At 58.3% G+C, this 23,113-nt stretch carries 26 protein-coding genes and 1 pseudogene; 16 read left to right on the top strand and 11 right to left on the bottom strand.

The features are described from left to right. Positions 1–15: 15 nt before the first annotated feature. The 5 genes from fliJ to fliF are packed head-to-tail and all read right to left on the bottom strand — an operon-like array spanning position 16 to position 5,335. On the bottom strand, positions 16–471 hold the full coding sequence (fliJ, locus tag DU490_RS11675) for a flagellar export protein FliJ (RefSeq protein WP_114574465.1): 456 nt from the start codon (positions 469–471) through the stop codon (positions 16–18). After that, positions 468–1,877: a flagellar protein export ATPase FliI gene (gene fliI / locus DU490_RS11670; RefSeq protein ID WP_258801642.1), complete on the bottom strand. Its 1,410-nt coding sequence runs from the start codon at positions 1,875–1,877 to the stop codon at positions 468–470. The genes fliJ and fliI overlap by 4 nt, the downstream gene beginning before the upstream one ends. Then, entirely contained in the window at positions 1,874–2,611 is a 738-nt protein-coding gene (locus tag DU490_RS11665; protein ID WP_114574464.1) for a flagellar assembly protein FliH, read from the bottom strand. The genes fliI and DU490_RS11665 overlap by 4 nt, the downstream gene beginning before the upstream one ends. After that, complete coding sequence (gene fliG / locus DU490_RS11660) at positions 2,604–3,608, bottom strand: flagellar motor switch protein FliG (protein ID WP_114574463.1); 1,005 nt, start codon at positions 3,606–3,608, stop codon at positions 2,604–2,606. The genes DU490_RS11665 and fliG overlap by 8 nt, the downstream gene beginning before the upstream one ends. Beyond that, positions 3,605–5,335, bottom strand: a complete 1,731-nt coding sequence (gene fliF / locus DU490_RS11655; protein WP_114574462.1) for a flagellar basal-body MS-ring/collar protein FliF — start codon at positions 5,333–5,335, stop codon at positions 3,605–3,607. The genes fliG and fliF overlap by 4 nt, the downstream gene beginning before the upstream one ends. A 265-nt stretch (positions 5,336–5,600) precedes the next feature. Between fliF and fliE the strand changes: the two genes are divergently transcribed. Then, positions 5,601–5,930, top strand: a complete 330-nt coding sequence (gene fliE / locus DU490_RS11650) for a flagellar hook-basal body complex protein FliE (protein WP_114574461.1) — start codon at positions 5,601–5,603, stop codon at positions 5,928–5,930. 21 nt (positions 5,931–5,951) lie between these two features. On the opposite strand, the gene DU490_RS11645 is transcribed toward fliE, so the two are convergent. Next, the gene (locus tag DU490_RS11645) at positions 5,952–6,320 is read right to left on the bottom strand and encodes a flagellar protein FlaG (RefSeq protein WP_114574460.1); all 369 of its coding nucleotides are present in this window, start codon (positions 6,318–6,320) and stop codon (positions 5,952–5,954) included. A 528-nt stretch (positions 6,321–6,848) separates the two neighbouring features. Between DU490_RS11645 and DU490_RS11640 the strand changes: the two genes are divergently transcribed. The 4 genes from DU490_RS11640 to DU490_RS11625 all read left to right on the top strand — a co-directional run bounded on the left by DU490_RS11640 (position 6,849) and on the right by DU490_RS11625 (position 11,587). Then, positions 6,849–9,371: an EAL domain-containing protein gene (locus tag DU490_RS11640; protein WP_114574459.1), complete on the top strand. Its 2,523-nt coding sequence runs from the start codon at positions 6,849–6,851 to the stop codon at positions 9,369–9,371. A gap of 107 nt (positions 9,372–9,478) precedes the next feature. After that, positions 9,479–10,852, top strand: coding sequence for a flagellar filament capping protein FliD (gene fliD, locus DU490_RS11635; protein WP_114574458.1), 1,374 nt, complete (start codon positions 9,479–9,481; stop codon positions 10,850–10,852). 79 nt (positions 10,853–10,931) lie between these two features. Then, the gene (locus DU490_RS11630; protein ID WP_114574457.1) at positions 10,932–11,228 is read left to right on the top strand and encodes a type II toxin-antitoxin system HigB family toxin; all 297 of its coding nucleotides are present in this window, start codon (positions 10,932–10,934) and stop codon (positions 11,226–11,228) included. Then, positions 11,225–11,587: a type II toxin-antitoxin system HigA family antitoxin gene (locus DU490_RS11625; RefSeq protein WP_114574456.1), complete on the top strand. Its 363-nt coding sequence runs from the start codon at positions 11,225–11,227 to the stop codon at positions 11,585–11,587. The genes DU490_RS11630 and DU490_RS11625 overlap by 4 nt, the downstream gene beginning before the upstream one ends. A 92-nt stretch (positions 11,588–11,679) precedes the next feature. On the opposite strand, the gene DU490_RS11620 is transcribed toward DU490_RS11625, so the two are convergent. Together DU490_RS11620 and DU490_RS11615 are read right to left on the bottom strand one after the other, a co-directional pair. Continuing rightward, on the bottom strand, positions 11,680–12,966 hold the full coding sequence (locus tag DU490_RS11620; protein ID WP_114574455.1) for a type II toxin-antitoxin system HipA family toxin: 1,287 nt from the start codon (positions 12,964–12,966) through the stop codon (positions 11,680–11,682). Beyond that, positions 12,959–13,237: a helix-turn-helix transcriptional regulator gene (locus DU490_RS11615; protein WP_114574454.1), complete on the bottom strand. Its 279-nt coding sequence runs from the start codon at positions 13,235–13,237 to the stop codon at positions 12,959–12,961. The genes DU490_RS11620 and DU490_RS11615 overlap by 8 nt, the downstream gene beginning before the upstream one ends. Positions 13,238–13,613: 376 nt before the next feature. Between DU490_RS11615 and DU490_RS11610 the strand changes: the two are divergent. From DU490_RS11610 to DU490_RS11595, 4 genes and pseudogenes are all read left to right on the top strand, one after another. Then, positions 13,614–13,769, top strand: a pseudogene (locus DU490_RS11610) (flagellin FliC); the annotation flags it as partial. A gap of 205 nt (positions 13,770–13,974) precedes the next feature. Then, positions 13,975–15,138, top strand: a complete 1,164-nt coding sequence (locus DU490_RS11605) for a FliC/FljB family flagellin (protein WP_114574453.1) — start codon at positions 13,975–13,977, stop codon at positions 15,136–15,138. A gap of 123 nt (positions 15,139–15,261) precedes the next feature. Continuing rightward, positions 15,262–15,606, top strand: coding sequence for a hypothetical protein (locus DU490_RS11600; RefSeq protein ID WP_114574452.1), 345 nt, complete (start codon positions 15,262–15,264; stop codon positions 15,604–15,606). A 2-nt stretch (positions 15,607–15,608) separates the two neighbouring features. Next, complete coding sequence (locus DU490_RS11595; RefSeq protein WP_114574451.1) at positions 15,609–15,800, top strand: hypothetical protein; 192 nt, start codon at positions 15,609–15,611, stop codon at positions 15,798–15,800. 77 nt (positions 15,801–15,877) lie between these two features. Here the strand turns inward: DU490_RS11595 and DU490_RS11590 are convergent, their stop codons facing one another. Further along, complete coding sequence (locus DU490_RS11590; protein WP_181870026.1) at positions 15,878–16,252, bottom strand: hypothetical protein; 375 nt, start codon at positions 16,250–16,252, stop codon at positions 15,878–15,880. Between the two features lie 80 nt (positions 16,253–16,332). After that, positions 16,333–16,653 carry a hypothetical protein gene (locus tag DU490_RS11585; protein WP_114574449.1) on the bottom strand — a complete coding sequence of 107 codons (321 nt, stop codon included), beginning with the start codon at positions 16,651–16,653 and terminating at the stop codon, positions 16,333–16,335. A 421-nt stretch (positions 16,654–17,074) separates the two neighbouring features. Here DU490_RS11585 and DU490_RS11580 point away from each other — a divergent pair, with 421 nt between their 5' ends. Next, positions 17,075–17,662 (top strand): hypothetical protein, encoded by a 588-nt coding sequence (locus DU490_RS11580; protein WP_114574448.1) that lies wholly within the window; start codon positions 17,075–17,077, stop codon positions 17,660–17,662. Here DU490_RS11580 and DU490_RS11575 read toward each other — a convergent pair. Further along, positions 17,639–18,874, bottom strand: a complete 1,236-nt coding sequence (locus DU490_RS11575) for a site-specific integrase (RefSeq protein ID WP_114574447.1) — start codon at positions 18,872–18,874, stop codon at positions 17,639–17,641. The two genes, DU490_RS11580 and DU490_RS11575, sit on opposite strands and share 24 nt — an antisense overlap. Positions 18,875–18,961: 87 nt before the next feature. Here DU490_RS11575 and DU490_RS11570 point away from each other — a divergent pair, with 87 nt between their 5' ends. The 6 genes from DU490_RS11570 to DU490_RS11545 all read left to right on the top strand — a co-directional run bounded on the left by DU490_RS11570 (position 18,962) and on the right by DU490_RS11545 (position 22,984). Continuing rightward, positions 18,962–19,381 carry a helix-turn-helix domain-containing protein gene (locus DU490_RS11570; RefSeq protein WP_114574446.1) on the top strand — a complete coding sequence of 140 codons (420 nt, stop codon included), beginning with the start codon at positions 18,962–18,964 and terminating at the stop codon, positions 19,379–19,381. A gap of 136 nt (positions 19,382–19,517) precedes the next feature. Beyond that, positions 19,518–20,555 (top strand): FliC/FljB family flagellin, encoded by a 1,038-nt coding sequence (locus DU490_RS11565; RefSeq protein WP_114574445.1) that lies wholly within the window; start codon positions 19,518–19,520, stop codon positions 20,553–20,555. Between the two features lie 92 nt (positions 20,556–20,647). Then, positions 20,648–20,875 carry a hypothetical protein gene (locus tag DU490_RS11560; RefSeq protein ID WP_114574444.1) on the top strand — a complete coding sequence of 76 codons (228 nt, stop codon included), beginning with the start codon at positions 20,648–20,650 and terminating at the stop codon, positions 20,873–20,875. Beyond that, complete coding sequence (locus tag DU490_RS11555) at positions 20,872–21,243, top strand: hypothetical protein (RefSeq protein ID WP_114574443.1); 372 nt, start codon at positions 20,872–20,874, stop codon at positions 21,241–21,243. The genes DU490_RS11560 and DU490_RS11555 overlap by 4 nt, the downstream gene beginning before the upstream one ends. A gap of 165 nt (positions 21,244–21,408) precedes the next feature. Beyond that, entirely contained in the window at positions 21,409–21,630 is a 222-nt protein-coding gene (locus DU490_RS11550; protein ID WP_114574442.1) for a DUF2835 domain-containing protein, read from the top strand. A 130-nt stretch (positions 21,631–21,760) separates the two neighbouring features. Then, on the top strand, positions 21,761–22,984 hold the full coding sequence (locus DU490_RS11545; protein WP_114574441.1) for a diguanylate cyclase: 1,224 nt from the start codon (positions 21,761–21,763) through the stop codon (positions 22,982–22,984). Positions 22,985–23,113: the final 129 nt, after the last annotated feature.

Here is a 23,113-nt window from a genome sequence, read left to right as displayed (position 1 = left end):
ATCTCCTGGCTCGGATCACGAGTCGTATTCGGGGCGCTGGCGAAACAGCCGTCCGGCAGCCATTTCGTCACTGTCGCGTTGCTCGCGCCGTGCTTCGTACTTCTGCCGTTCGGTGTTTCGGCGAGTAGAAAGGGTATCGTAGGCCGACAGCCGTTTCTGTTCCTGTTGCCAGTGCTGCTGACTCTGCTGGACGCGGCGCTGCTGTGAGTCCAGTGCGTCCCGGGCGCGCTGGAGGGCGGCATCCAGGGAGGCGAGGAACTGCTGGTAGTTGTGCATGCTGGCAGGATCAATGCCGTCGCGCATGGCGACCTGCAGCCGTTCGGCGTACTCCAACCGATATCGGGTGAGGGCTTCGAGCTGGGTTGCGACCTGGCGTTCGCTCATGCGTTCCCCGGCCAGCAGTTGGCAGGCCTGGTCGCGGGCATTCCGGGCGAGGTCGCCGAGCATGTCGAATTGTGACGATGCACTCATTGCCTGGCTCCTAGGGTCTCGGTGAGATCCTGTCGAGAGGCCTCGATCGAGGCATTTTCATTCATGCCCTGCTGGAGAAACTGCTCCAGCAGAGGAAAGCGCTGGACGGCTTCATCCAGTTGCGGGTCGTGGCCCGGGCTGTAGGCACCCACGCTGATCAGGTCGCGGTTGCGCTGATAGCGCGAGAAAAGCCGCTTGAACACCTGGGTCATGATCAACTGATCGTCGTCGATGATGTGTGTCATCACGCGGCTGATCGACGCTTCGATATCGATGGCGGGGTAGTGCCCCGCCTCCGCCAGCGTCCTGGAGAGCACGATATGGCCGTCGAGAATGGCGCGAGCCGAATCGGCAATCGGGTCCTGCTGATCGTCGCCTTCGGTCAATACGGTGTAGAAAGCGGTAATCGATCCCCGGCCGCGTTCCGCATTGCCAGCGCGCTCCACCAGGCTGGGAATCTTGGCGAAAACCGACGGCGGATAGCCCTTGGTTGCGGGGGGCTCGCCGATGGCGAGGGCGATCTCGCGCTGGGCCATGGCGAAGCGGGTCAGCGAATCCATGATCAGCAGTACGTTCTTGCCCTGGTCGCGGAAACCTTCCGCCAGGCGCGTGGCATAGGCCGCACCCTGCAGGCGCTGCAGCGGTGACGTATCGGCCGGTGCGGCTACCACTACGGCACGGCGTCGCCCCTCTTTGCCGAGAATGTTGTCGATGAAGTCCTGAACCTCCCGGCCCCGCTCACCGATCAGCCCCACGACAATCACATCGGCGCCGGTATAGCGGGCCATCATTCCCAGTAGTACTGACTTGCCCACACCAGAGCCGGCAAACAGCCCCATGCGCTGCCCGCGACCCACGCTGAGCAGCGCGTTGATGGCACGGATGCCGACATCGATCTGCTCGTTGATCGGAGCGCGGGCCAACGGGTTGAGCGGAGGCGTAGTGAGCGGTGCACGGGGGGCACTGTCCAGAGGGCCAAAACCGTCGAGGGGCTCACCGTTGCCGTCGACCACCCGACCGAGCAGTGTCTCACCCAGGGGGAAACGGCGCGCGGTGTGGTCAGGACCATCACCCAGTGGATAGACCCTGGCGCCCGGCATCAGGCCAGTGATTTCAGACAGCGGCATCAGAAACAGCCGTTCGTCGGCAAAGCCGACCACTTCGGCTTCGGCGAAGCGCGGCGATTCGCTGCCTCCCGGCGAAACCAGTTCGATGCGACAGGCGTTACCCAGGGCGACACGCAGTCCGATCGCCTCGATCACCATGCCGGTGGCTCGAAGCACCCGGCCGCTGGCACGAAATCCCGGCACGGCTTCCACGCGCTGGCGCACCTGCTGCAGCGTTTGCTGCCAGCGTGCCTGGTGCGCATTGCGTGGTTGTGCCAGGGTCTCGGACATGTCGCTCATTGGTGTTCGTCATCCGGCTCATGCGTGGAGGGGCGCCGCCGGCGTAACTGGGCCCGCACTGCTTGCCAGCGTGTTTCCCAGGTGGCATCGAGTTCACCGCTGGTGCTGGTGACACGACAGCCGCCACGGCTGAGCTGATCGTCGGGCTGGAGTGTCCAGCCGGCGGCCCTCAACTCCTGGCCGAGATGATGCTCGACCAGCTTGTGGTCCAGAGGATGCAGCCACAGGCGTTGCTGGCCCGTCAGCGGTGGGTCGGTGTGCAGCAGTGCCCTGACCAGCTCCAGCACTTGCCGGGGACGGGCCTTCAAGGCCTCGCCGGCCAATTGGTGCCCGGTTGCGAGTGCCAGCTCGACTATCTCATTGGCCACCTCTTCATCGAGCGAGGTCAGGGCTTCCGCAAAATGCTTCGCCAGCGGCTTGAGTGGCTCCAGCACCTCGTGAGTGCGTTGCTCAAGCTCCTGCTCGGCCTCGTGGCGGCCTTCCGCCAGGCCCTGGACATGGCCGTCGGTGCGGCCCTGCTCGAAGCCGGCCTTGAAGCCCTCTTCACGAGCTTCGCGCAAGACCTTCTCACGCAGCGCCTTGAGTTCTGCTTGGCGGCGGAAGTGCTCTTGGCGAGCGGTGTCCACCGCCGGCTTAGCGACCTCGTGTTGACGGTTCTCTACCTGCAGTTCTTCCATCTGCCAGCGACGCCAGGAGGTCGGCCACTCCGGGTGTGAGGGCGAGTGATCAGACATAGGCGTCGTCTCCGCCGCCCAGCACGATATCGCCGGAGTCGGCTAGCCGGCGAACCACCTGCAGGATCGACTTCTGCTCCGCCTCCACCTGGGAGACTCGAATCGGCCCGCGAGCTTCCATGTCCTCGCGCATAAGGTCGGCGGCGCGGCGGGACATGTTGCGCAGGAATTTCTCCATCAGACCTTCCGGCGCCCCCTTGAGAGCCACAACCAGAGAATTGGTGTCGATCTCCTTGAGTACCATCTGGATACTGCGGTCATCCAGATCCATGAGATTCTCGAACAGGAACATCTCGTCGATGATTCTCTGGGCCAGGTCCTCGTTGTGTGCCCGCACGGTCTCGATGGCGACCTCTTCCTGATTGGAGTTCATCAGATTGAGGATCTCGGCTGCGGTTCTTACGCCACCCATCTTGCTGCGCTTGAGGTTCTGTCCGTCGAGCATGCCCGACAGTACTTCGGTCAGTTCCTGCAGGGCGGCCGGCTGCACGCCGCTAAAGGTGGCGATACGCAGCACCACGTCGTTGCGCAGCTTGTCGTCGAACAGTTCAAGCACGTCGGCGGCTTGGTGGCGTTCGAGGTGAACCAGGATTGTGGCGATGATCTGCGGATGTTCATCGCGGATCAGCTCCGACACCATGGGCGCTTCCATCAGGTTCAGCGAGTCGATGCCACTGCTGCTGCCAGAGGACTCGAGAACGTCTTCGATCAGGCTGGTGGCACGCTCGCTGCCCAGCGCCTTGGTCAATACCGAGCGGATATGCTCGCTGGAATTGAGGTTAAGCGCGATGAACTCTTCGGTCTCGTCGCTGAAGTCCTGCATGACCTTCTGCATATCCTCGTGAGAGACCTGATCCATCTCGGCCATCTCCATGCTCAGTTGCTGGATCTCCTTGGGCGACAGGTACTTGAACACCTCTGCGGCGCTGTCCTCGTCCAGGGCAAGCATCAGGATGGCGCTGCGGCGTACGCCGGTCATGGTGGTTGCGGTGCTCATACTTTATTCATCCAACTGCGAACGATCATGGCAATCATGCGCGGATCCTCTTTAGCCAGTTCGCGCAGCTCGGCAAGGTGGTCCTCATAGGCTGACGACTTGCGTTTGCGCTTCGGCTTTTGATAGGTGCGCGATGCCGCTATGTCGTCTTCCAGTTCGCCGTCAATACCTTCCGGGGTCTCGCCGTCGACCCGGACCTGCAAGCCGGTCCCCGGTGCCGAGGCCAGCAGGGGCTGCTGCGTTTGCTGCTTGATCAACGGGCGCAAGATCAGCAGATAGGCCAGCAGAGCGCCCAGTGCCACCAGTAGATAACGGCCGATGGTCAGTGCCAGGTTGTGGATTTCGGGTGACTGCCACCACTCGAGCACTTCCTCATCGATCTCGGGGCGGCTGAACGGGCTGTTGACCACTTCGACTTCATCGCCACGGACTTGTGAGAAGCCCATGGCCTGACGTACCAGTCGCTCGACCTGAGCGATTTCCTCATCATCGAGCGGGACACGCTGCCATACGCCTTCCTCATCGCGCTGTTCGCGATAGTCCACCACCACCGCGGCGGAAAGGCGCTGTACCTTGCCCTGGCGGTGCTGGACATGTTCGATATTGCGGTCAACCTCATAATTGATCACGCCGTCCTGGCGCAGGTTGCTCAGCGCCAGGAGCTCCTGCTCGGCTTCCTCGAGGAGTTCTCCATCTTCATCGACCGGCAGGTTGATGGGGGAGGGTGCGGTACCCGGAGGCGTGTTGCTCAACGCACCGGGTATGCCCATGGCCAGGTCGTCGCCACCGCTGTAGGAGACGCTCGACTGGCGACTGCGTACCGCCGCCTCGTTGGGGGGCTGATTCTGGCCAAAGCGCTCGTTGGTCTCCTCGCGGCGCGAGAAATCGATCTGGGCGGCAACCTGGGCACGTACGCTCTGCTGGCCGAGAATCGGCGCCAGAATATTCTCGATGCGCTGCTGGAAGGAGCGCTCGACCTCGGCGATGTAGTCGAGCTGGGTCGCGTCGAGACCGCGGCGGTTGGCGCCAGGCATGGAGAGCAGACGTCCATTCTGGTCGACCACCGTGACGTCTTCGGCGGCCAGCTCCGGTACGCTGCTGGATATCATATGGATGATGGCGCTGACTTGGCCGTCGCCGATCACGCGGCCCGATTCCAGGGTTACGATGACCGAGGCCTTCGCCGGCTCCTGGTCCCGCACGAAGACCGAGGAGCGCGCCATGGCCAGGTGGACACGGGCCCTGGATACCGGGCCGAGCGATTCGATGGAGCGTGACAGTTCGCCTTCGAGGCCACGCTGGAAGTTGACCTGTTCGGCAAACTGGCTGACGCCGAAGGCCTGGCTGTCCATCAGCTCGAAGCCCACGTTGCCGCCCCGGGGCAGGCCCTGCTCGGCCAGCTGCAGGCGCAAGCCGTGCACCGCATCGCCGGGCACCAGCAGCGCCGTGCCGCCCTCGCTGAAGCGATAGGCCACGCCGCGGCTCTCCAGCTCGTTGATGATGCGACCGCCATCGGCCTCAGTGAGGTTGCTGTAGAGCACACGGTAATCGGGTTCCCGAGCCCACATCAGCAGCACCACCACGATAGCGATCGAGGCGGCACCGCCAATCAGGATCGCGATCAGCGGGTTGCCACGCATCTGCGCCTGGACGCGCTGAAACAGCGCGCCCTGGGGCGGGTTGGGCGTGGCCTCCTGACGGCCCGGCGTAGCGGCGCCATTGCTCATGTGCACCTCCGGAGAGATGCGCCGTTCGCCGCTCGAAAGCTTTTCCTAGAAGATGGCATTGCGTGCATCCGTCTACCGCATTCTGGCTGCCCTTACGGGCGCAACTATGATGAACGCTATTATGCGAACCCTCGTCGAGTCCAAAGGCGGGAAAAGCCCGAGTTTTGCATGCCATTTGCCAGTATGGTCGCGTGATCGCATCTGATAGTCTTGGTGGCATTCGTTGAACGTCACTTTCGATCCAGCAGAACGGGGGCCGCGAGCCATGAGTTCACCTGCTATTCAATCTGCACTGGCCCAGATGCAGACACTGGCGACACAGGCCGGCGGTCAGGCTGCCAAGGGGCAGCAGGTCTCAACCATGGTGGGGCAGGGCGGCTTCGCCGGGGAGCTGCAATCCTCCATTCAGCGCATCAACCGCCTGCAGCAAGCGTCCAGCGCCAAGGCGATGGCCTTTCAGGCCGGCGACCCCAATGTGGAGCTCAACGACGTCATGGTCGACATGCAGAAGGCAAGCGTCGCCTTCCAGATGGGGCTGCAGGTGAGGAACCGGCTGGTTTCTGCCTACCGTGACGTCATGAACATGCAGGTGTGAATGAAAATGCCTCGCCTCGGCTTAGACGCGCAGGTTGACCAGGTTGCCCTGCAACTCATCCAGCCTTGCGGCAATGGCCAGCACCTCTTCGGCGGGAATCTGCCGCAGCACGTCACCTGACTCACGATCCACGATCCGTGTCACCACCCGTGACGGTATCTCGTTGAGCTCGAATTCCACGCCATATTGACGCAGAACTTCATTGATACGCTGAATTGGTTCGATCAGGTCCGCCTGGGCCGGCGAGTGACCGTGGCTTTCGGCCTGGTTCAGCATGGTCCCCGCTGCGGGCAGTGAAGCCAGAACGGTCTCCTTGCGCTGTCGCGGTGTCAGATCGTGCAGCGCCGAAGTGCTCAAGCTGTTGGTGGCATCGGTGAGCGGTGAAGACATGGCCTTTTTTCCTTGTATGCGCCCTTCGCAAACACCCCACCTTCAAGCGTGTCATGGCTCGGTTTTCCTGTCCAGGGCGCGCTTCATGGTTGGTGCATCTCCAGAAGCCAGCCATCGAGCCGGCTTCTAGCCTTCATGCAATTTCTTGAAAGCTATGTATCCATCCTATCGGCACGTTCGGGTAAAGCTTTAGCAACAATGCTACCGATCGTTCCGTGAGGTCTTGGGAGGGCGAGTGTGACAGCCTGCGCGACTATGCTCGAGCCCGGCCGGTTGACCAGGTGAAGATATGCGATGCTATTGTTATTCTTCATGAAAACATCGATATGGCGTGATTTTGATCCAAGAAAACAGATTCGATGTGCTGCGGTGAGGCTGTCCCGTTGACGGCTGGTCAATCATTGCAACTAGTCATGTAATGCGAAACCATTGAAAATGGTCTGAGAAATAAACAGGGTTGTTGTTGAGTCCTGTCTTGTCGTCCTGTAGATCAGGGTGTATCAAGCCTTTTCCCCTCAGAGAGGCGTCATGAGTCACGAGCTTCCCGTTGAATGCATCATGCAGACCAGTCTGCTGACCTGCGAATCCGATACCTTGCTCTGCACTGCCGCTCAGCGCATGGCCGAACGTCAGTGCAGTTCGATCGTGGTGACCAAGGGGGGGGAGGCGCAGGGCATCTGGACCGAGCATGATGCCCTGGCGGTCAATTTTGCCGATCCTGAGGCGGGGCGCACCCCCATCGGCGACATCATGAGTCAGCCGGTGGCAAGCTTGCCACTCAAGACGCCGATCAGCGAGGCCGCACTGCGCTTCAGCACCGAAGGGCGACGCCACTTCGTCGTGGTCGATGGCGATGGCCAGCCGCGGGGTATCCTCTCTCAGACCGACATCGCCCTGAACCAGGGTGTCGAGCCCTACCTGCGTCTGCGCGAGGTGCGCGCCGCCATGCGTCAGCAAGCGCTGGTGCTCCAGGGTACGCAGTTGCTGTCCGAGGCCGCCCGCTCCATGTGCGATTCCAGCTGCGATGCCGTCGTGGTGAAGTGCAGCGAGCAGGGGCTGGGTATCCTGACCGAGCGCGACATGGTGCGCTTCGTTGCGCACTATCCGGGCAACCCCCCGATCACCGAGCTGGCCAGCCGGCCACTGCTTACTGTCTACCATAACGAGGCCCTGATCACGGCCCGGGACACGCTGCTGGAACAGCGGGTTCGCCACCTGGCGGTACTGGACGATGACGACAATGTGATCGGCCTGATCGGCTTTCGCGACATGCTGGCCGGTGCCGAACAGTACTATATGCAGGATCTTCGTGATGCGCTGGAGCAGCGCGACCGTGTCATCGCCAGTTCCCGCGAAAACCTGCAACTGGCCGAGCGGGTCATCGAATCCACGCTCGAAGGCATCATCGTCACCGACTCGAACAACCGCATCGAATTCGTCAATCCTGCCTTCACCCGCGTGACCGGATACACTGCCGAAGAAGCCATCGGCAAGACCCCCCAGATACTCGCGTCGGGACGCCACGACACTCTCTTCTACCACCAGATGTGGGAGGCGCTGCAACGTCAAGGCTTCTGGCGCGGCGAGATATGGAATCGGCGCAAGCATGGCGAACTCTATCTCGAATTGCTGACCATCACGGCGATCACCGGCGAGGGCGGTGAAGTGACCCATTACGCGGCACTATTCAACGACATCACCCGCAGCCGCGAAAATGAAGAACAGATTCGCAAGCTGGCCTACTATGATCCCCTGACCGCGCTACCCAACCGGCGTCTGCTGGAGGATCGGCTGCAATTGGCGATTCGCCATGCTCATCGCAACCAGACACGGCTGGCGGTGGTCTTCGTCGACCTGGACCATTTCAAGCAGATCAACGACACCCTGGGCCATGCGGTGGGCGACGAACTGCTGGTCATGGTTGCCGACCGGCTGCAGAGCCGGCTAAGGGAAGACGATACGTTGGCTCGACTGGGCGGCGACGAGTTCCTGATCCTGTTGCCTGACCTGGAAGAAGTCGAGGAGGTGACCCGTGTCGCCCGCCGGTTGGTCGAGGCGGTGAGCGAGCCGTGCGTCATCGATGGTCACGAGCTCAACATCGGCTGCAGCCTGGGGATCAGCCTTTATCCGGACGATGCCGCCAGCGCCGAGGCTCTGATCCACGATGCCGACGTGGCCATGTACCGAGCCAAGCAGGAAGGGCGCAACTCCTACCGGCTCTATCGCACCGAAATGAACATGCAGGACGACCGCCAGCGGGCACTGGAGGCTGCGCTGCGTTATGCCGTCGAGAGTGGCGAGGGTCTGGAGGTCCACTTTCAACCGCTCTTCGAACGGGAGAGTGGCCACTTGCACAGCGCCGAGGCCCTGATGTGCTGGCACCACCCGGTGCTGGGCAATATCCCCCCCGGCGAGGTCATACCGCTGGCCGAGCGTGCCGGGCTTATCGTGGCGCTGGGTGACCGCATGATGCGCATGGTTTGCACCCAGCTGAGCGAATGGCACCAGGCGTCTGCCAATCCAGTGCCGGTAAGCATCAACCTTTCCCCCCGGCAATTCTGGCAGCAAGACCTGCCCGGCAGGATCGCCGCTATCCTGGCCGAGCATGCCTTGCCGCCGGGCCTGGTGGGTTTCGAGCTGTCTGAAAGCACGCTGCTCGAAAAACCGCTGCAGGCCGCCGCCATTCTGCAGCAGTTGCGCGACCTGGGCGGCGAAATCACCATCGACGATTTTGGCACCAGTTACGCGTCGCTGAGCTACCTGGAGGACCTGCCGGTGACCACGTTGAAGATTGACCGCCGCTTCATTCAGCGGCTCGATGGCGAACAGCGTGGAAGTGCGGCCATCGTTGCGGCCGTCTGTGGCTTGGCAAGGGAATTGGGGCTTAGGGTGGTCGCCGTCGGGGTGGAGACCGAGGCTCAGCAGAATGCGCTGTTACGCCACAACATGGATCTGATCCAGGGTTTTCTCACGGGAAGGCCCGTTTCCGCCCAGCGCTTTGCAAGCAGTTACCTCGTTTCCCGCCAGTGGGAAGTTTCCGAGAAAGCGTAAACTCTCTAAAGTTTTTCTGTCCGTTGCCGATGTGAAGTGAATAAGGAAGGTGCTGTGCTAGGAATTCATGCGCGGCACCCGAATTCATCGGCGCAAGGCAGTTTCTCATGGCCAGCATCTCCTCCCTCGGCATTGGCTCCGGCCTGGACCTCAACGGTCTACTGGACCAGCTCAACGACGCCGAACGCGGCAAACTCGAACCCATCGAACGACAGATCGAGTCGCAGCAGGTGCAGCTCTCGGCCTACGGTGAATTGCAGGGTGCACTCTCTGGCTTCCAGGCTGCGGTGAATGCCCTGGACGATCCCTCCCTCTTTCAGAGTCTCTCTGCCGAGGTCAGCGGCGAGGCGTTACAGGCCGCCGCCGGCTCCGACGCCTCCCCGGGGCGCTACGATGTCACCATCAACGCATTGGCCACGGCGGGCAGCCTGGCCACCCAGCGGGTCGACACCCTGGAAACCGAGCTGACCGACAGCGAACAGACGTTGACCCTCGAGTTCGGCAATAACGAGCTGAATCGCGGCGTGACCATTGCCGCCGGCAGTACGCTGGAGGATGTCCGCGACGCTATCAATGCCGACCCCGAAGCGGCGGTTACCGCTTCCGTGGTCAACGACGGCGAGGGCTATCGCCTGGCACTGATGTCGGATGAGACCGGCGAGCAAGCGTCGATTACGGTTGTGGGTTTCGCGGATATTGTGGCCCCTGACGTGGCATTGACGGATCAAGAAATTGCCCAGGCCGGCCAGGATGCCTCCCTCGAGGTCAACGGCATCCCCATCATCAGCGCTTCCAACCAGGTAGAGGGCGCGATCCAGGACGTCACCCTGCGCCTGACGCAGGAGGGCAGCAGCACCGTCAACGTGGAGCGCGACACCCGTGCGGTGCGTGAGGCGGTGGCTGGCTTCGTCACGGCCTACAACAGCTTCAAGGGCACCACCGGCGAGCTGACCGCCTTCGACAGCGAAACGGGGCAGGCCGGGGAGCTGCTAGGCGACAGCGCCCTACGAACTGTGGAGTCGCGGCTGCGCGCCGACCTGGCCGGTGGTGTGGCCCAGGGCGGCGGCGAAGAGGGGGCGCTCGCCATGCTGGCGGATGTGGGTATCTCGCTGCAGCTCGATGGCAGCCTGGCGCTGGACGAGGACCGGCTCAACCTGGTGATCGGCGAAGACATGGATGCGCTGGGTGAATTCTTCGCCGGTAAAGGTGAAACGCCCGGCATGGCAAACCAGCTCAACGAGACCCTGGGGCAGCTGATGAGCAGCAACGGGGTGGTCGAGAACTCGATCAGAGGTGCCGAGAACCGCATCGAAAGCCTGGTCGACCGTTATGGCCGCATGGAGCAAGGTATCAACACCACCATCGAGCGCTACCGCACCCAGTTCGGCCAGCTCGACAGCATGATTGCGCAGATGAACCAGACCAGCTCGTATCTTACCGAGCAGTTCGACATGATGAATGCCCAGCTTGGGCGGGAGTGAGGGGGGGGCGCCTGAGCATTGACTGCCCTTGACTCCCATAATGGGAGGTGCTAAATTTTCTCCCAAAAAGGGAGGTTGCATGAGGGTTATCGCAAAAAGGACGTTGCGTCAGTTTTGGCAGCAGAATCACGCAGATGCCGAAACGCCTCTCACCGAGTGGTACAACATGATGCTGAGGGCATCCTGGGCAACGCCGCAAGCGCTGAAAGCGGATATTCGCACGGCCAGTATCCTCAAGGGTGGTCGAGTCGTATTCAATGTCGGAGGAAACAAGTACCGGGTTATCGTAGCAATACGCTATGCGCAGCAAATTGCCTGGATACGTTTCGTTGGCACTCATGCCCAGTACGATCAAGTGGATGCAGCGACGATATGAACATACAGCCTATTCACACCGAAGCGGACCTCGAGCGTGCTTTTGTCCGTATGGAAGCCCTATGGGGGGCTGAAGACGGTACGCCGGAGGCGGACGAGCTGGAAGTGCTCTCTATCCTGATCGAGAAGTACGAAGATGCGCATTACCCCATCGGGCCGTCCGATCCCATCGAGGCGATCAAATTTCGCATGGAGCAGCAGGGGCTGACACAGCGCGATCTTGAACCCTACATCGGCTCGAGCGGGCGAGTCTCCGAGGTGCTCAACCGCAAGCGCAAGCTCAGCCTTCGCATGATCAAGCGGCTACATGATGGCCTGCACATCCCTTATGAAAGCCTGATGGCGGAATCTGCGGCCTGATGCAGGGGAGACAGCTGGCGGCCGTCGCTGAAACGGCGCAGCGCCCAAGCCTAAAGCGCTAGCCCTTTCGGGCGATCCCGCGAGCCGATCGTTCAGCCGCCCCATAGTGGGCGGTTTTCCTTCTGAATGACGTTCAGCCGCCGCTGTATTTCCCGGCGTGTTCGGATGCTGACGCCAAGCGTTTTCGCCACGCCATCCCAGCCGCTTATCGCCGTCACGATGTCTTCTATCGCCTGCCTTGCTTCGCTCCAGCGAGTGAAGCCGGCCTGATCGGCCAGGAACTGTACTGCCTTGAGTGGCGGCTGCTTGCCGTGTCCCTTGAACGCTGTGGCGTGTTCACCATAAGGACTGGGGCTGAAGGTGAGGTCAAAGGCGGGAGCAAGGCGCCATTGGCCTTCGTCATCGAGAAGAAAGGCCCAGTTCTTGCTGTGATCGTCTTGGTTGCAGGCGAAGAGATTGAGCAGGGCACGACGAAACAGCGCTCTCCCGACGGCAGGGCTGCCACAGAGGACCTGGCCGGCCTTGATCAAGTCTTCGTAATCCAATGATGGAAAGCGAAAATCGGCGTCCAATAACCCGCAGGCGCTGCTCATGTGGTAACGCCCCTGCGCGCTGCAGTCGAAGCGGCGCAGCGCCAGCCAGGCAAGTGCCGGGGAGCCCTCGGGCGGTGTAATCAGTTTCCAGTCGGGCGTATCGATGCCGGCACGATGGGCAAGGGTCAGGTAGGCTGCCTCGCACAGCCCCTCCTCATGCCCCAATGCCAGCGTACCCGAGGTGAATTTGACCAGCCAAGGCTCTAGCCCTTCGCGTGGACTGGTGCTGGCCTGCTCGCTGTCACCTGGCGAAAGATACACCTGTACCTTGGGGCGGGCCCCACCCGAACTACCGGCCTGGGCCAGGGAGGCGAGTACGGTATCGGTCTGGCCTTCGAAGAGCCGGCGGGCTTGTTCTCCCAGCTCGCCCAGGCTGCTCCCGGGGGCGGGCTCACTGGAAGCGACCAGGTCAGATACCGGGCGATAGCTCAAGGCTCCCATGCCATGATCGCCAACGAAAGCCAGGCGGTCCATGGGCGTAAGGTCATGAGGCGAGATGCCGTGCTGACGAAAAAGGCGATCCATCAGCATCATCCCCCAGCCATCCGGCAGCGAGTCGGCGAACAGACCATGAAGTCCCTTGTGAGGGGTTGGCGGTGCGGCATGCAACCGCGTGTCGAATGGCAGCTGAAACGGCGACAGGTTGTGAAACCCACGGCAATAGGCTGCGTCATACTGGAAGAACACACCCTGGCGATTCTGTGCCAGCCGGCCGACGCGTGTCTGCCGGCCGTCGCTGAAACGGCGCAGCACCTCCAGTTGCCGAACGGGAACGAAGTCAGTCATCGCGCAGCACCTCTTCGATGCTCTGCGGTGTGCTCGGCTGCGGAACTGCCAGCGCCGCCACGCGCTCCAGCCGGTCCACGCTCTGCCACAGCAGCAGGAACTGGCGCAGCGAAATCTGCCCGGTGGTCTCGAACCGCTTGATCGTCGGTGCCGGCACCCCGCTGCGCTCGGCCAAGGCGTCGCGTGAAAGCTTCAGCTCGCGCCGTCGACGACGAATGGTCTTGGCCAGGTCGTGCTGGACATCGCTGGCGGTGAGAAGGGAGAGGCGCATGCATGAATTCTTCAATGGATATTATGCTAACCATTATAGCAAGAATTGGACTATAAAGGATATTGTGATGTCTTTAATTGAGGGGAAGGCCAAGCGTGACGACACTTGGTGGAGGCCGCCGCGTTGGCGGTGATCATTGGCGTCGGCAACACCGCCGGGAGGCCGGCGGCCTCCAGTCGTGAGCTGAAGCTGTTCCGACAGCGGCGTGGCAACGTTGGTGGAGAGAGCCGCTGTTGGAGCGCTGGTCCCCATCGCGACTGGCGCCGATAGGCGCCTCGGCGGAGGCTGAAAGGTTGGTTGTCGTCGCGAATACCGGCAACACCGCCGGGAGGCCTGCGGCCTCCACCAGGCGCCTGCTGAGTCGTAATCAGGAATGGCTATGCAGCACCTGTCGTCGGGCCTGCGTATCAATAGTGCCCGCGACGATCCGGCCGGCCAGGCCATCGCCAACCGCATGACCGCCCAGATCAACGGGCTCAATCAGGCGGCACACAACGCCAATGACGGCATCTCGGTGGCGCAGAGCGCCGATCTCCCCGCCTGCAGGCGCTTTTGCCGGCTCGTCTGTCAACATCCGAAGAAAAATTTTTCGCCCATTCCCTAAAGTCCTTCCGAAAGCGGCCGTTAATCAGGGTAACGGCCAACGGCGCCGTTGCGGCGGGTCCGGTAGACAGGAACGCACGATCAAGATCAGCGGGCCCGCCAATGGAGCCCTCAACGACAGGAAGGAACATCACATGTCCGTGATCAATACCAACATTACTTCCATGATTGGCCAGTCCAATCTTCAGAAGAGCCAGAACGCCCTGCAGACCTCCATGGAGCGTCTCTCATCCGGCCTGCGCATCAACAGCGCCAAGGATGATGCGGCCGGTCAGGCCATCGCCAACCGCATGTCTTCTCAGATCACTGGTCTGGGTCAGGCGCAGCGTAACGCCAATGACGGTATTTCTGCGGCGCAGACGGCTGAGGGTGGCCTCAACCAGGTTAACGACAACCTTCAACGTGTACGCGAGCTGACTGTACAAGCTCAGAACGGCACCAACTCTCAAGATGATTTGAACTCGATTCAGGATGAAATCGGCCAACGTTTAGAAGAAATCGATCGCATTTCTCGCGAAACTGACTTTAACGGAACTAATGTGCTGGCAGACGGCGCTGAATCCATGACGATTCAGGTAGGCGCAAAAGATGGTCAGAGCATTAATATTAATTTTTCTGCAACTAACTCCGTCACGCTTGGTTTAGCTGATTTTAATGTCAACAAGGTTCTAGCAGAAGATGTCGCTACTACAGATGGTAGCACCCTTACTGTTGGTGGTGAGGAGTACTCATTTGCAACTGCTCCAAGTACTGCGGATGGCGATAAGGAATTCGCTGCGGATACTGTAACCTATGACGTGGCCGGCTCGCCCGCTGACGGAGCTGATACCAATACTTTGGTAAAAGACTCTGACGGCAATATGTTTGTAAAAAGTGAAACTGCTGGCGAAGAAACCAAGTTTTACGCCGCTACTCTTTCTGCTGTTGATGCTGACGGCGCCAATCCAGCTGTGCTAACAGTGACAGTTGCAGATGATGCTGAAGCTGTTACTCATCTCACCGACGATGCCACAAAAGTCGCTACGGAAGGCCCCCTTGCAGCTCTTGACAAAGCTTTGAGTAATGTTGACAGTCTTCGTTCCGAGTTGGGTGCTGTCCAAAACCGTTTTGAGTCTGCTATTACGAACCTGCAGACCAACGAGACCAACCTGACCGCTGCTCGTTCGCGCATCGAAGATGCCGACTATGCGGTTGAAGTGGCCAACATGACCCGTAGCCAGATTTTGCAGCAAGCCGGTACCTCCGTGCTGGCCCAGGCCAACCAGGTTCCGCAGAACGTGCTGTCTCTGCTGGGCTAAGATTGATCCTTGGGGGAGGACACTTTTCTTCCCCTTGGTCCTTCCTTGAAGGGATCACACAGAACCGGCTCCCTTGTGGAGCCGGTTTCTTTACTTTCGGGTTGAGGAATACGGCTAACCGCCATGAACCAGATCGATGCCCGCGAGCTGATGCGCGATGTCTTGCCCAAGCTACGTGCCACACGAAGCCTGATCGACTCCACCCTCAAGAAGCGTATCGCGACCTGCGACGATGAGGAGGAGAGTCATCGGCTCACCGTACTGCAGGACGAGTTCGCGTTGGAAATGACCATGATTCGCCTTAACCTTGAACACCTGCTCAAGCGCTATGAAGATCAGCTGGAGGCGGCAAACCGGGGAGATCAGTTCTTCAGCAGTCCGATCCTCATCATGGACGACGCTGAAGCCATGGCCATTGAACGCGCCAAGCGCCTGTATGTCCGTGCCCACCAGCTGCAAACGAGGTGACCATGACACCCGACGACCACCAGCGCGTGATCGATGAGCTGCAAGCCGTCATCGAGGATACCCAGCGCACCATCGACCGCTTCGACGCCACCGGCATGCAGGAAGAGATGCCCGAGGATTACGAGAAGCTGCTGAACATTGTGGATGACGCTGTAAAGAAGCAGCGTGAGCATACGCGGGCGATGCTGGGCTGAACGGCGCTGCAAGGCACCCTAAGCGACTTTCTATACCAATGCTAGCTCATCACCTGTCTCACTGGAGATCGTCTCTCCTATGGCTGCTGTAGACGCTTTTCGCTCACCACATAGCCTTTGGTTATCTCCACCTCAAAAAGGTTGACGGCTTTATTGTCTTGGTAGGTGTCCAGGGTCAGGATGCCACTAAACCACTCAGCCAGTATTGGCTCAGAAGTCGTCATTTGATACCAGCCCTCCAGGTGGCAGAGGTACAGCTTTTTATCCTCAATTCTCCAGGTGCCAATGTACCGGCGCCAGCACATGGTGGTATTAGTAAGATCAAGGATGGAGTCAACCCTACGACCCTCTATGTATATCACTCTGGGATCTTTCTTCGGCAGGGGAGGGTAGCCGACAATATCCAGCTTTTCGCCCTGATAATAAATGGTCTCGCGTATCTGAATGGTCATCATGGCGCCTTTGTTTTGGCCTGTAAGGCTCGTTGAGCTTTTTGGTCGGTTTACCCTAGCTCCGACGTTTTATCTCTCGCCTATGCGCCTTGCTGGCGCTTCTCGCAGAGTCTGAATAGCCCTCTCCGCTGTTTGTATTCACCTGTTGCATTCGTCTTATAGATGGTGCCGTACAGCCCTGCTTCCTCCAGAATCTCAATTACCTTCCCTTTGCCGATAGGGATGCCATCACTCTTGAGCTGAGCGGTAATGCTGCTGGCAGATGTGTGGTGTGTCTTGCTGGCTTCCTCTACCACTCGCTGCTTAGTGGTGTCGCTGGTTTGCCTCGCAAGGTGCTTTGGTCGCTGGCTTTGTGCAGGGATGATGCCCTGTTCGTGATATTCAGGGTGATCGTCAAGCATGGCCTTCCATCGCCGGTAATTGCTCGGGGAGACTCCACAGCTGTGGCAGGTGTCATCCAGGGGGGTATCTGGGTAAACCTCCCGATATTGATCAACCTTGGCGACCAGCTGATAGCGCCCTTCGTCGGTTGTCTTGGGTTGGCTCCGCTTGATGCGGCGTCTGTTCTGAGACATATGGTGAAGCCCTGGCGCTCAGGTGCATAAATATACCCTGACAGCCACAGCATCTAACGCTTTAGGCGATTTGCGATCCGTGGATGTCCTGATAATTGGAAGTGCTGCAGGTGCCATAAAGGGTGTCTTGTTTATCCTATTATCAATAAAGAATGAGTATTCTGATGTATTAAAATATTACATAGAAAAGAAAACCAGGAGAAAATAAATTCTCTGTTTTTTCTCTATTCACAAAAGGAAATTCACCATGTACAAAAGCATTCTCAGCAAAGCAAAAGCTGATGGCATTATACTCACTAATCAAGAGAAAAGAAAGCATCAGGCTATCACAGAAATCAAGTATTGGTTGGCTCAATATGACTGGGACTTCTTTGTCACTCTAACTTTCAAGTATTCAATGTATGATGAAATCAAAGTGAATAGTGCTATTGAGAAATTCCTCAATAAACTAAGTGCCGAGGCCTTTGGTCGTAGATCTAACAAGAGAGTGGTTGCCTTACCTGTGATAGAGAAATGCGCCATGGATAACTCTCTTCATGTTCATATGATGATTCAAAACCCCACGCCTTACATCCTGAATGAAGAGAAGAGAAATAGCTTTCGCATCCGTGATGCTGTTATCCAATGCTGGTTGCAATCCAGCTCCTCAGCAGGCAATCCAGCGTTGGCATCCTCATCTGATGAGTGGATCAAGAAGGTGCTAGATGTTTCTGAGTGTGTCAGGTACATGACCAAGCAGATGAAACACAACCTAGAACACACCATTCCATGGGATCAATGCAGTCTCACGGGGAGAAAGCCTGAAACTACCTCAGGCAATTTCCCCAATCAGTAGGGCTTCTTCCTGATCATCCTCAATGCCCATTTGATTCAACTCGACAGGAATGGCAGTAGCATCCTTGATATAATCTCCTGCTGTGTTAGCTGACTTCACTAGATTCTTATTGTCCAGGTGAGCATACCGTTTCGTCGTCACCACATTGGAATGTCCTAAGATTTTTGAGACAACATAGATGGAAACATCTTTGTTCACCATAAAGCTAGCATAGGAGTGACGCAGATCGTGGATTCGCATATCAGGAATCCCGGCTGCCTCACGAATATTCTTCCATGTGTGGAACAGGTTGTTGTAAGGCATGAGCGTCTTCGGGTTAGGGAAGATGTAATCACACCCAGGAATTCTTTCCACCTGTCTCAGTGTATCAATGGCAAGATCAGAGAGTGGAACATGACGAGTCTTTCCGGACTTGTTCTCGCGAATCGTCCACTGACACTTATGAAAATTTATGTCATTCCAGGTGGCATTCACCGCTTCTGACTTTCTTGCACCGGTCAATATGAGGAACTTGATAGCTGAAGTGATATAAGTGGACTCTGATGCATCCATCTCCGACCACAATGCCCTCAACTCCTCTTTGGTGAGATACCTGTCTCGCTGGTTGTTTTCCTTCAGCTTTGTTACTTTGGCAGCGGGGTTCTCAGTGACACCAGGAACTTGCCAATCCATGGCACACACGAAAAGTCGATGGAGCACATTGAGCATCCTGTTCGTGCTGGCTGGCTTAAACGTCTTGGCATGAGCATTCACAAGGTTGTTCACATCTTGTATATTGATTTCATCCATGTACAGCTTCCCTAGTGTCGGCTGGATGTGGAGCCGGAAAGCTGTCTCATCGACCTTCCAACTCCTCTTCCTCACCTTGATGTGAGGCAGGTAGGTGGTGATGATGAACTCATTGAGCGTGGGGGTTTCACGCCTCGTCTGCTTGGCAGCGAAGGGGTCACGGCCCAGCATCAGCTCGGCTAGGTGGTGCTTTGCCTGCTGGCGCGCCTCACTGAGGCTCACTACCCTGGCATCCAGGCCCATAGAACGCTCACAAGATCGGCTGTGAGAATCTTTGAACCGCAGATAGTAGGATCGCTTGCCAGTGGGCATCACCTTCAGCAGCAGCCCTGACACTTCTGTGTCAAAATAATCGACCTTCTGCTTGCCTGTAGGGCAGGAAGCAGTTGCTACAAAGGGTTGTGTGAGTTTAATTTTTGGCATGGTTGTCACCTCGTGATGCTAACAGTATCACGATGCAGATAACCTGTCTATACTTAAGATACTGCTAGTATCACTGGAGCCTTGGCTTTGAGCGATGACACCGACGCCCACCTCAAGATTGCCGTAGCGCTGCGTGCTGTACGCGGAGCCATAGGACTCAACCAGGCTGAGTTCGCATCGCTTGTCGGGGTATCGAAGCCGACTATAGCCCGTGCAGAGACGATGGAGGTCGCCATGCGGCTGGACTCCTACTCCAGCATATTGAAAAAGCTAAGAGAGATAGGAGTTAAGGTCGACACCCTCTACTCGGATAGCGTTCATATCGAGTTTGAACCGCAAGCCCTTGAATCCTTGATGGAGCAGTTAGCTGACCAGGGGAAGCGCCGTCAGGACCGCACTCAGCAAGGAGTAGGGGTCCATACCCGACAGGGCAAGAAGGCTCAGAAAGCTAAAGATGCCTTGGCACAGCTGAAAGCCAAGCTGCCACCAGGCGAAGAAAGCCAGTAGAACGCCTATCTCAGATAATGCCGTTTTGAATCAGTAACTTATGATAATTCCATGAGTTTATGGTGAGGACATTATCGGTCGTATCGGTAGAAAATGAGTAGAAAGCACTAGTAAGATACTATTAGTATCATTATTGATGCTTTTGAATCAGATGCTTGCAGAATTGCTGTCTGCCAGCGCCAAGGATGATGCCGCCGGTCAGGCCATCGCCAACCGCATGACCGCCCAGATCAATGGTCTGGCACAGGCCCAGCGTAATGCCAACGATGGTATCTCCGTCGCCCAGACTGCGGAAGGTGGTCTGAATCAGGTTAACGACAACCTGCAGCGTATTCGTGAGTTGAGCGTTCAGGCAGCTAATGGTACTAACTCCGCAAACGATCTTCAGTCCATTCAGGATGAAGTGAATCAGCGTTTGGACGAGATTGACCGTATTTCTGCAGAGACTGATTTCAACGGCACCCGAGTGTTGTCTGAAAACGCTGAGACACTGACCATCCAAGTAGGCTCTCAGGATGGGCAGACTATTGATGTCAACTTGTCCGCCATGAATCGTGGAACTCTGGAGTTGGATGGCTTCAGTGTAGTAAGCGCTCCGGAGGCTACTGCCGATGATTTGTTTGCTGCAACTGCGGTTGGTGACACTGTCACCGTCGCAACAGTCGAATATACGTTGAACGCTGACGGCTGGTTGGCTGATGGTGACACTGCAGGGAATGAAATCACAGAAGACGCACTTCGTGCGATTATCGATGATCCGGATGGTGCAGATGGAGCCTTCACTGCCTCAATCGATACCGTAGCGTACGCCGTTGATACAGAAGGTGCTGTGACCTCTGATACTGATACGGTTTACTTAGAAAACGACGCTCTTACCACTGAGCCGGAGGTTCTCGCCACCGAAAATCCGATGGCTGCTCTTGACGCAGCGCTGAATCAGGTCGATAGCCTGCGCTCCGAACTAGGTGCTGTTCAGAACCGTTTCGAGGATGCCATCAACAACCTGAGCACCAACGAGACCAACCTCGCTGCCGCTCGTTCGCGCATCGAAGATGCCGACTATGCGGTGGAAGTGGCCAACATGACCCGCGCGCAGATCCTGCAGCAGGCTGGTACTTCCGTTCTGGCACAGGCCAACCAGGTCCCGCAGAACGTGCTGTCTCTGCTGGGTTAATCTGGCACTTGATCGGGTGGGGCAGGCTTTGCTCCACCCTTCAAGACCCTCCAGGCGCCCTTGTGGCGCCTGTTTTTTATTAGTAGCCGGCCATGACGATGGATGAATATGAACAAGTCCTCGGTGATTTGGAAAACCTGATCGTCGAGACTCGCGCCACGCTGGTTCGTTTCGAAGAGGCCGGCATGGACGAGCAGATGCCGGCAGATTACCAGCGGCTCCTTGATATCTATGCCAAGGCCGTTAACGACCAGCGTACCTATACGCTGGCGATGCTCGATCTTCCAACGGCAGGGCCAATGACAGAGGAGGGAGAATGAATGAACGGCAACGGATTACCTTGCATGAAGTGGTCTACAACATCCTGCCGAAGCTGAAGGCGGCGGAGGTGATGATCGACAATACCCTGCTGGCGATAGTGAAGGCGACGGAGGAGCCGCTGGAGCAGGCGCGGCGCCGTGACCAGCGGGATACGATGGAGCTCGAGTTGTTTGCCATTCGCCTGAACATCAAGCATCTGCTCACGCGATATTCGCAAGATATGCAGGCGATGCGGGAAAGCGAGGAGAGCGGTGCCGCTACCGGTGAAGGTCCGGTGTTGACGCTGGATGACGGCGAGGCGCAGGCCATCGAGAAGGCCAAGATGCTGCACGAGCGGCTGGTGGCGATGCAGAAGTCCTCTTGCTGACAGCAAAGGATAACTCTTATAGCTTATTTGATCATCGGTGACCCTGCAGGTAGGGAAGGCCTCGGGGCCAATGACAGTGGACGCCTGCAAGGAGAGTTTCCGTAACGTCGGCGCGAATAGGATAGAGTGTTGGTGACTTTTTCGGTGACGGTAACCTGACGAACCATGCCCACCATCGACGTGGTGATCGAACTTTCCCGTGATGCTTGCCTGGCCCATTACGAGGGCAGGGTGGGGCAGGTAATGGCTCACAGCCTGGACGGTCGATGCGTCGTCTTTCCCGCCGAGGCACTGCGCCGGGTGGTAACCCAGGATGGGGTACATGGCCGCTTCAGGCTGACCTTTTCCGATACGGGGCGGTTCGTTGCGATAGAGCGGATCGCCTAATTTATGTTGACCTGCGTCAGTCTTTTGACGTTCCCCGACTTCCGGTGCTGTTACATTTCAAATTACTTGGGCACAGTTCGTGCCGCATGGGCTGCTCGTGGTGAAAGGCCTGCTAACCAGAGGTCATTCGATGATCTTCAGCAAACTGAAGGAAACGCGGAACAGCGATCGACGTGCCCGCCAGCTCGATCTGCTGGCCGAGCCGCCCGAGGCGGGGCATGAGCTCTTCGTCGGTTTTAGTTCGCTGCGCGATACCTTCAGTAGCCGCCATCACTCCCGCGACTTTGCCTTCGCCCATGCTCGCTACCTGCGCAGCCGCGTGTTGGCGCTGGGTATCATCTTTGCCGTGCTTTCACCGCTGTGGATAGTGGTGGACGCTCTGGTGTTGCCCGCGACGTTGCTAAGGTACACGTTGGTAGGACGAGTCGTGCTTATGTTGAGCCTGGTGGTGGTGCTGCTGCTGGCCCTGTTCAGCCAGGAGAGAATCCGCCGCATCCGCTTCTGTGCCAGCATGCTGCTGGCGCTGCCCGCAGCGTTTTATACCCTGGTGCTGGTCATGTTGCCCTCGAATGAGTTACATAATTTGGTGGGTTACAGCTTCATTCCTTTCCTGCTGGTTGCGTCTCTCAGCGTTTTCCCCTTCACGCTTCTTGAATCGCTGTTCGCCGGCATCGCCCTGCTGGCACTGCTGGTATTTTCCCAGATAGTCGACGGCAGTTGGCTGACCGGGCGTGGTGTGGAGGCGTTCTGGCTGCTTTCCAGTCTTCTGGCGGTGTCCATGGCGGCCAACCATTTCCAGCTCAGTCTGCTGCTGCGGCTTTATCGTCAGGCCACTCATGACCCGTTGACGGGCTTGTTCAACCGCGGTGCCCTGGAGGTGCATCTGGACAAGATCCAGGCCTGGCAGCGCGACACCGAGAGGCTGGATTGTGCCGGCAGCGTGCCCTGCTCGCTGCTGATGCTGGACCTGGACGAGTTCAAGCAGATCAACGATACCTTCGGGCACTCCGTAGGTGACGGCGTGTTAAGTCAGTTCGCCGATGTTTTGGTCAGGCAGACGCGCAAGCACGACTGTACGGCGCGCTATGGTGGTGAGGAGTTTGTGGTGCTGCTGCTTGGCAGCGACCATGCGGGAGCGATGGAAATTGCAGAGCGGATCCGCTTTGCCGTTGAATCCTTCGAATTTCTCGACTGTGAGCAGCAGCGCATTCCGCTGACAACCAGCATCGGCGTGACCCAACTGAGGCAGGACGAGCCTGCCCAGGATGCGCTCAGGCGCGCCGATGACGCGCTCTATCGCGCCAAGCATGCCGGGCGAAACTGCGTCATGGCATCTGAGCCTCCGCCGAGCTGACGCGGGCGTCTCTTCCCTTTCTCCAGCGTATCTCCAGCGTTTCTCCCGCGTTATGGATGATCCGCGCTTGACGATCGGCCCTCTCGATTGGTACGCCGGCTTCCCAACCTTCGAAAGGCTGGTTGCAAC

It is taken from the genome of Halomonas sp. DQ26W, assembly GCF_003339685.1.
GTDB lineage: Bacteria > Pseudomonadota > Gammaproteobacteria > Pseudomonadales > Halomonadaceae > Halomonas.
This window is presented reverse-complemented; position numbering and strand designations above follow the sequence as displayed.

Excerpts from the sequence above, each read along its gene's own strand:
- DU490_RS11560 (WP_114574444.1), top strand. The coding sequence starts at position 20,648 with ATGACGATGGATGAATATGAACAAGTCCTCGGTGATTTGGAAAACCTG.
- DU490_RS11620 (WP_114574455.1), bottom strand. The coding sequence starts at position 12,966 with ATGACTGACTTCGTTCCCGTTCGGCAACTGGAGGTGCTGCGCCGTTTC.
- fliJ (WP_114574465.1), bottom strand. The coding sequence starts at position 471 with ATGAGTGCATCGTCACAATTCGACATGCTCGGCGACCTCGCCCGGAAT.
- DU490_RS11645 (WP_114574460.1), bottom strand. The coding sequence starts at position 6,320 with ATGTCTTCACCGCTCACCGATGCCACCAACAGCTTGAGCACTTCGGCG.
- DU490_RS11575 (WP_114574447.1), bottom strand. The coding sequence starts at position 18,874 with ATGCCAAAAATTAAACTCACACAACCCTTTGTAGCAACTGCTTCCTGC.
- DU490_RS11565 (WP_114574445.1), top strand. The coding sequence starts at position 19,518 with ATGCTTTTGAATCAGATGCTTGCAGAATTGCTGTCTGCCAGCGCCAAG.
- DU490_RS11605 (WP_114574453.1), top strand. The coding sequence starts at position 13,975 with ATGTCCGTGATCAATACCAACATTACTTCCATGATTGGCCAGTCCAAT.
- DU490_RS11630 (WP_114574457.1), top strand. The coding sequence starts at position 10,932 with ATGAGGGTTATCGCAAAAAGGACGTTGCGTCAGTTTTGGCAGCAGAAT.
- DU490_RS11625 (WP_114574456.1), top strand. The coding sequence starts at position 11,225 with ATGAACATACAGCCTATTCACACCGAAGCGGACCTCGAGCGTGCTTTT.
- fliF (WP_114574462.1), bottom strand. The coding sequence starts at position 5,335 with ATGAGCAATGGCGCCGCTACGCCGGGCCGTCAGGAGGCCACGCCCAAC.
- fliE (WP_114574461.1), top strand. The coding sequence starts at position 5,601 with ATGAGTTCACCTGCTATTCAATCTGCACTGGCCCAGATGCAGACACTG.
- DU490_RS11550 (WP_114574442.1), top strand. The coding sequence starts at position 21,409 with ATGCCCACCATCGACGTGGTGATCGAACTTTCCCGTGATGCTTGCCTG.
- fliD (WP_114574458.1), top strand. The coding sequence starts at position 9,479 with ATGGCCAGCATCTCCTCCCTCGGCATTGGCTCCGGCCTGGACCTCAAC.
- DU490_RS11545 (WP_114574441.1), top strand. The coding sequence starts at position 21,761 with ATGATCTTCAGCAAACTGAAGGAAACGCGGAACAGCGATCGACGTGCC.
- DU490_RS11580 (WP_114574448.1), top strand. The coding sequence starts at position 17,075 with ATGTACAAAAGCATTCTCAGCAAAGCAAAAGCTGATGGCATTATACTC.
- DU490_RS11600 (WP_114574452.1), top strand. The coding sequence starts at position 15,262 with ATGAACCAGATCGATGCCCGCGAGCTGATGCGCGATGTCTTGCCCAAG.
- DU490_RS11615 (WP_114574454.1), bottom strand. The coding sequence starts at position 13,237 with ATGCGCCTCTCCCTTCTCACCGCCAGCGATGTCCAGCACGACCTGGCC.
- DU490_RS11640 (WP_114574459.1), top strand. The coding sequence starts at position 6,849 with ATGAGTCACGAGCTTCCCGTTGAATGCATCATGCAGACCAGTCTGCTG.
- DU490_RS11595 (WP_114574451.1), top strand. The coding sequence starts at position 15,609 with ATGACACCCGACGACCACCAGCGCGTGATCGATGAGCTGCAAGCCGTC.
- fliG (WP_114574463.1), bottom strand. The coding sequence starts at position 3,608 with ATGAGCACCGCAACCACCATGACCGGCGTACGCCGCAGCGCCATCCTG.
- DU490_RS11590 (WP_181870026.1), bottom strand. The coding sequence starts at position 16,252 with ATGACCATTCAGATACGCGAGACCATTTATTATCAGGGCGAAAAGCTG.
- DU490_RS11555 (WP_114574443.1), top strand. The coding sequence starts at position 20,872 with ATGAATGAACGGCAACGGATTACCTTGCATGAAGTGGTCTACAACATC.
- DU490_RS11665 (WP_114574464.1), bottom strand. The coding sequence starts at position 2,611 with ATGTCTGATCACTCGCCCTCACACCCGGAGTGGCCGACCTCCTGGCGT.
- DU490_RS11585 (WP_114574449.1), bottom strand. The coding sequence starts at position 16,653 with ATGCTTGACGATCACCCTGAATATCACGAACAGGGCATCATCCCTGCA.
- fliI (WP_258801642.1), bottom strand. The coding sequence starts at position 1,877 with ATGAGCGACATGTCCGAGACCCTGGCACAACCACGCAATGCGCACCAG.